Consider the following 6,417-nt stretch of genomic DNA (forward strand, 5'->3'; position numbering starts at 1 on the left):
AGACCCGACAACTGGAAAGCCACTCATAACCAAAACATTTATATATTACTTTCAATATACTAAGTAATAGTGCCTTAAAGAGGACTACTAAAAACTATTTTATTTATTGGGCTGGTGGTCTAGGGGTATGATACCTCCCTTACAAGGAGGGGATCAGGAGTTCAAATCTCCTCCGGCCCATTTATTTAATTATAATAACTATTTTTAGAAAAAATTAATTCTATTATATAATATATTCTATTTTAGGATATTAATTAAAATTGGAATATACGTCATATACTCCATTAATTAAACTAATTTTCAGATATTTGTATTTAATCTAAAAAAATTAAAAAAAAGTTGTAGGAGAAAGCTTTTATTTTTTTTATACTGTTAACATTACAATTGATATTATTATTGATATGAAGAAAATAATACTTCCCTTAAATAAAACATCAGACAAGTTTTTGTTTATCAATAATAAACCACAATAACATACTATGGCATTTGTTGCTATTTTACCAATTCCAGTGTATGGTCCAGCAGTAAGATTAGTTAAAATATATGATATGATTGTTGAGATAACAATTAACAATAGCATATAAACAATTGTATGTTCACTAAAGAAACTTAATGCACTTGAAGTATCAACAGAGAATTTATTTCTAATAGTACTACTTCCCTGATTTAAATAATTTCGCCCATTATTTAAATAATTTCTATTGTTACTACTTCTATAATAAGTATTTCTAGTATTTTCATGTTTTCTTTTTGAAAATAATGAACGTTTATTATTTTGATGTGGATTTAAGCTAGCTGGTTTAACTTTTCCTGGTTCATAATAGTCGTATGGATCATAATCATCTTCATCTACAGTAGGTTCTGTTACAATTGTACGTTTTTTAGCATAGTTTTTAGCTATTTTTATTAAACCTTTCCTATCAATTAATTTTATATTCCGTTTTTGAGCATAAAGAGCAGCACCATGAGTATAGCTACTTGTAGTAAATATGATAATTTTTGAAGCATGGGTAGCTTTTTTTGCAAATTCCATTTCTTTTAATACATCTAATCCGATTTTCCATGGTTCTTCATAGTTTTTACAAGCAACTACAACACCAACATCGCCAACTGATGTTTCAAGAAGACCATATATATCAATAATTTGATCAGATATTTTATAGTTCTTTTTAATTTTAAAACCACTATCTTCCATAATAGTAGCAATAAAATTCACTAATCGTTCTTTTTCCAAGTTTCTCCCTCTTTGCATTTAAGATTGTTTATTATTCTATAGTCAAATATATGTGGATAACATTACTATTGATTTATGTTTTATTAATTCATCTATTATAATTTAACTATTATTTTTAAAATAATTATTAATGAGTTTAACATACATATATAATATGAATATCTTAATAACAAATGACGATGGCTTAACATCTAATGGAATTATTGCTGCAAGAAACTCTGTAGAAGATCTTGGACAAACAACATTGGTAGCACCATTAACTCAACAAAGTGGTGTAGGTCATGCAATAACATTAATGAAACCATTAAGAGCAATTAAAACAGAATTAAGTGATAAAACATATGGATATGCTGTTACAGGAACTCCAACAGATTGTGTTATTCTTGCTGTAAAAAGCATCATGGATAAAAAACCTGATCTAATTATTTCTGGTATGAATATTGGTGAAAATTTATCTAGATCAATTACCACATCTGGAACTCTTGGAGCAACTTTTGAAGCGGCTTCATTTGGAATTCCTGCAATTGCAGTATCATTACAAGTAAATAGGGAAGATTTAAAATTTAGAACAGGTGTTAATTTTATAGATTACTCTCATGCAGAATCAATAGTTAATAAACTAGCAAAAAAAGTAATAAAACATGGCATGCCTGAAGGAGTGGATATTTTAAATTTAAATATACCTGCAAACCCTGATTCTGATGAAATTATACAGTCTAACTTTGCAGATAGAATGTTTTCAACTGATGTTGAAAAAAGAATAGATCCATATGGACATCCATATTATTGGATTGTAGGCGATTTAATTGATGATGGTATTGAAGGAACAGATGTACATACATTACATATTTTAAATCAACCTGCAGTAACACCAATTTCAATAGATATGGATGCACAAGTAAATATATCCAAATGGTTAGATTAATTATTCATATATTACATCAATTCCCATTATTTTATCTACTTTATTTTTTTCTATATCATAAGCAATGTAACTACTACCTATAGCTCCACTATCACTACCTAAAACATAAACTGGACAGATTCTTTCTATTTTTTCTTTAATCATTCCACTAATATTAATGGGACTTGTCATACATCCACCAGAACCTGTAAGAACAATACCATCAATCTTATTTTCCATAATACCATACAAACCATAAATTTCCATAATAACACTCATAACAAGACTACGTATTGCAAGAAGACCTTTTTTGTCGTTATGAAGAGCTTTTTCTAGGATATCATCCTTTACATTGTTAATTTGAGAATCAACACTAGCAATTTTTGAAATACCAGCATGTGAAAAAGCTTCATTTGCAGTTTTTTTTCCAGAATCAATATCACGTATCATGTCAAGATCAAGTGGTCCATGAATAAAACCCATAGCACCAACACAAGCATCCATGGCACCTTTTATTTTACCATCTTCCACAAGAATACACACAGTATTAGAACTAATATCTGCAATAATCATATTTTTAAAACCAGTTTTAAGATAGGCATAATATGATAAACTTACCTTTTCAGGACTTCCACAATGTGAATAACTAGCTCTAAAACGATCATCTAAGAATTCACATCCACTATGTAATCCAGGTATAAGTACTGATGGTATATTTAACTCCATAATATCTTCATAAACAGTAGTTCCTCCACCAGTAACTTTTCCAGCACCATTTATTGACTGAATTCCCCTATCTTTAACAAGATCTATTGGTGTAATTTTAGATATTCCATCACCCATAGCATATGTCATAGCAAGTAATTTTACTTTTTTAATATCAATTTTATCATTTATAATATCTTTGAAGAATATTTCCTTTTTAGATAATTTATCTCTATTTAATTTAAAATAAGAAACTTCTTCTTTATTTTCATCAATAATTTCAAAAGAAATTGCTGTTGTTCCATGATCCATACCCATATAGTATTTCATTTAAATTACTCCTTTATAATTCTAAAAATAAGTGTATTAACTAAATAAAAAAATAGTTTTTTTCTTTGGAGGTTATAAAAAAATATTAAAGAAGAAGGTTTAAAACCTTATTCTTCTTTTTGTAATCCGCAAGCAATTCTTAAGTTTTTACCAACTTTTTCTATTTGTTTTTCGCCTTCTAATCTTCTTTGTGTTAAAAGTTTAGGATAGGATGTATCTGCATCTACTGCAAATTCTGTTGCGAATGTACCATCTTGAATTTCTCTTAAAATCTTTTTCATATTTTCTTTAGATTCTTCTGTGATAACTCTGTCTCTTCTTGTAAGTCCACCAAATTCTGCAGTGTTACTTACATCATGCCACATATTTCCAAATCCTTTTTCATAGATTAAATCAACGATAAGTTTCATTTCGTGACATGTTTCGAAGTAAGCCATTTCAGGTTTGTATCCAGCTTCTACAAGGGTTTCAAATCCTGCTTGTATAAGTCCAGTTAATCCACCACAAAGAACTGCTTGTTCTCCGAATAAATCTGTTTCAGTTTCTTCTCTATATGTAGTTTCAATTACACCTGCTCTTGTAAGACCTACAGCTTTAGCCATTTCTATAGCAATATCGTATGCATCTCCAGTAGCATCTTGTTCAATTGCTATTAAACCTGGAGTTCCGAATCCTTCTTGGTAAGTTTGTCTTACTTTTGATCCTGGTGCTTTAGGTGCAATCATTGTTACATTAACATCTTCAGGTACTCTTATACGATTAAAGTGTATGTTGTATCCGTGTGAGAATGAGATTGTGTTTCCTGGTTCAACATATTGTTGAATTTGGTTTTCATATACTGTTTTTTGGATTTCATCAGGTATTAATATGTGTATAATATCTGCTTCTTTGGAAGCATCTTCAATGGTTTTTACAGTTAATCCATCTTCTTGTGCTTTTTTCCAGGATTTTCCACCTTCTCTTAAACCTACTATAACATTTAGGCCACTGTCATGCATATTGAGGGATTGACCTCTACCTTGACTACCGTATCCTATTACTGCAATAGTTTTGTTTTCTAATACATTTGTATTTACATCGTCGTCATATAAAACTTTCATGTTATCGAGTACTCCTTAAAATTTTATGAATTCTATATAGATTTTCTTTTACAGTTAATGATTTTGTTTAAACTTATATAAAGGTTTTCTTTATTTTATTATAAAATTCATTTCCATCATAGATTTAGTAAATAAGTTATAGTTAATATGAAATATTCATAGAAACATATACTTAATATAAAGTGATTTAATTACATGTATTAAATTACAATTCATAAACATTAACTTAAATACAATAAAGTAAGAGAGGTTATTAGCTATGAATTTTCAAGATATTTGTAAGAATATTTTTAGATTTTTTAAAAAAAATAACCACACAGAAGAAAATCCAACTAAAAAACAAAATAACACCAACAATATAGATACTTCGTCTATTTCAACAGACATAATTTCTTCAAATAGAAAAACATCTAATGACTTAACATCTTCTGATATAGATTTCAACTCATATTTTAAAGATCTTAAAAAGACGTTACTTGGTAGAGATACTATTTTTCTAGTTAATGATACAAATAATGAAATAAGACAACATTATGATAAAAGCTATGTTGGACATATTGATTATAATAAATTCATTAAAAGTCAAAGGCAAAAAAAACATTATTTTAACAAACAAGGTATGAATTATGCCTTTTTTGCAATACCAGATAAAAGTATACTTCAAAAGAATAGATTACCCTTTAAAACAAACACTCCCTATAGGCATGTGGATAAACTAGGGGAGGTAGTATATGATCTTAAGGATGTAGTTGATGAAACAGATTGTGATATAACTGATTCTCACATTAAAAGAACAGCAGGTCCTAAAATAAATGCATACATATTATCAAAATTTCATGATAAAAGCTATGAATACTATTTAGAGAAAATATATGAAAAAATTAAGATATATCATGTAGAAAAATATAAGGGAGACTTAATGAGTCAAAAAAATTGGTCATATGGCGAAGGTGAATTAAAGGATAAGTATTACTACGTACCTACAGATGCAGTGAATTTAGTTAATGAATATGAAACTCTTATAGATGAAGCACCCGAGGAATTTAAGTTATATAAAAAACGTCCTTCATTATATTTTAGAAATAATCAAAGTATTTCCAATAAAAAATTATTACTACTTAGTGATTCATATGCTGAGAGATTGTTTCATTCATTTATAGCATATTATAGAGAAGTTTTTGCCTACTGGGATCACTGGGATTTTAATGAAGATGTTGTAAAATGGTACAATCCAGATGATGTTGTTGAATTAAGAGGTGAACGATTCTTAGATAATCCCCTATATTTTAGTGATATGTATCATGAAGAAATTTAAAAACATGTTACATATTACTTTTTTAAAAACTTTTTTTCAAATGTAATTATTTATATATAGAATTATAAGATAATATTATTAAAATGAAGCTACGTGATAAAAATGGACTTATTAGAATTAAATAGTACATATGATAATGGAAGAGCTCATCCTACAATACATCAAGTTAGAATAATAGGTAATCAAACGAATTTTCCAATAAGTTGGCTAAATATTCAAGGATACTGTGAATATTCAATATATCTAGAGAACTTTCAACATATTAAACTCAAAGCAAACACTGCAATGCTTAAAGGAACACGTATACATAATCAACTCGAAGAAGAATTCCAAAAAGATGCAATCTCCACAACAATAGATGAAATAATAGAAACTTCCCAAACAGAAGAAGTATTATCAAGAGAATTCTTTGTAATGAGTAAAGAATATGGAATAAGGGGATTTATTGATGAAATATGGTTAGGTCCAGATAGTATAGTTATAATAGATGATAAACCAGGAGATAAAGCATATTTTTCCATGAAAAACCAGGTGTATGCATATGCATTAGCATTTAAAAATTCAATATGTAATGATAAAAAGATAGAATGTGCTCTAAGAACAAGAGGGACAGATAATATCTTTTGGAGAGAAGAATTTACAAAAGAATCAGAAGAAAATATTAAAAATATAATACAACATGTACAAAATCTAATAGCAGGAGAAGATGATTTTATACCTACAAAAAATCCAAATAAATGTCGTGTATGTAGATTTAATAAGGTATGTCCAAATAATAAATCATGAAAAAAATAGAAAAAGAGACTTATAAGGTTTTATGTCCTCTTGT

Annotated in this window: 6 protein-coding genes and 1 tRNA gene; 4 read left to right on the forward strand and 3 right to left on the reverse strand. The window is 28.1% G+C overall.

Annotated elements, in window-relative coordinates; all coding sequences use genetic code 11:
* Window positions 1–108 precede the first annotated feature (108 nt).
* A tRNA-Val gene (locus BZ132_RS00165) sits at window positions 109–180 on the forward strand.
* A 184-nt stretch (window positions 181–364) separates the two neighbouring features.
* On the opposite strand, the gene BZ132_RS00170 is transcribed toward BZ132_RS00165, so the two are convergent.
* Window positions 365–1,234: a restriction endonuclease gene (locus BZ132_RS00170; protein WP_011405637.1), complete on the reverse strand. Its 870-nt coding sequence runs from the start codon at window positions 1,232–1,234 to the stop codon at window positions 365–367.
* A 154-nt stretch (window positions 1,235–1,388) separates the two neighbouring features.
* Here BZ132_RS00170 and surE point away from each other — a divergent pair, with 154 nt between their 5' ends.
* Entirely contained in the window at window positions 1,389–2,159 is a 771-nt protein-coding gene (surE, locus tag BZ132_RS00175; protein ID WP_011405638.1) for a 5'/3'-nucleotidase SurE, read from the forward strand.
* Here the strand turns inward: surE and BZ132_RS00180 are convergent, their stop codons facing one another.
* Both BZ132_RS00180 and ilvC read right to left on the reverse strand, forming a co-directional pair.
* Window positions 2,160–3,173, reverse strand: coding sequence for a methanogenesis marker 12 protein (locus tag BZ132_RS00180; protein WP_112149224.1), 1,014 nt, complete (start codon window positions 3,171–3,173; stop codon window positions 2,160–2,162). It abuts the gene before it with no gap.
* Between the two features lie 107 nt (window positions 3,174–3,280).
* Window positions 3,281–4,273, reverse strand: coding sequence for a ketol-acid reductoisomerase (gene ilvC / locus BZ132_RS00185; RefSeq protein ID WP_011405640.1), 993 nt, complete (start codon window positions 4,271–4,273; stop codon window positions 3,281–3,283).
* Between the two features lie 259 nt (window positions 4,274–4,532).
* Here ilvC and BZ132_RS00190 point away from each other — a divergent pair, with 259 nt between their 5' ends.
* Together BZ132_RS00190 and BZ132_RS00195 are read left to right on the forward strand one after the other, a co-directional pair.
* The gene (locus BZ132_RS00190; RefSeq protein WP_011405641.1) at window positions 4,533–5,588 is read left to right on the forward strand and encodes a hypothetical protein; all 1,056 of its coding nucleotides are present in this window, start codon (window positions 4,533–4,535) and stop codon (window positions 5,586–5,588) included.
* A gap of 102 nt (window positions 5,589–5,690) precedes the next feature.
* Complete coding sequence (locus tag BZ132_RS00195) at window positions 5,691–6,374, forward strand: Dna2/Cas4 domain-containing protein (protein ID WP_011405642.1); 684 nt, start codon at window positions 5,691–5,693, stop codon at window positions 6,372–6,374.
* Window positions 6,375–6,417: the final 43 nt, after the last annotated feature.

This window comes from Methanosphaera sp. DEW79, from assembly GCF_003266085.1.
Lineage (GTDB): Archaea > Methanobacteriota > Methanobacteria > Methanobacteriales > Methanobacteriaceae > Methanosphaera > Methanosphaera stadtmanae.

Bases quoted from the DNA above. Each gene is read 5' to 3' on its own strand.
- BZ132_RS00180 (WP_112149224.1), bottom strand. From the start codon at position 3,173: ATGAAATACTATATGGGTATGGATCATGGAACAACAGCAATTTCTTTT.
- ilvC (WP_011405640.1), bottom strand. From the start codon at position 4,273: ATGAAAGTTTTATATGACGACGATGTAAATACAAATGTATTAGAAAAC.
- surE (WP_011405638.1), top strand. From the start codon at position 1,389: ATGAATATCTTAATAACAAATGACGATGGCTTAACATCTAATGGAATT.
- BZ132_RS00190 (WP_011405641.1), top strand. From the start codon at position 4,533: ATGAATTTTCAAGATATTTGTAAGAATATTTTTAGATTTTTTAAAAAA.
- BZ132_RS00195 (WP_011405642.1), top strand. From the start codon at position 5,691: ATGGACTTATTAGAATTAAATAGTACATATGATAATGGAAGAGCTCAT.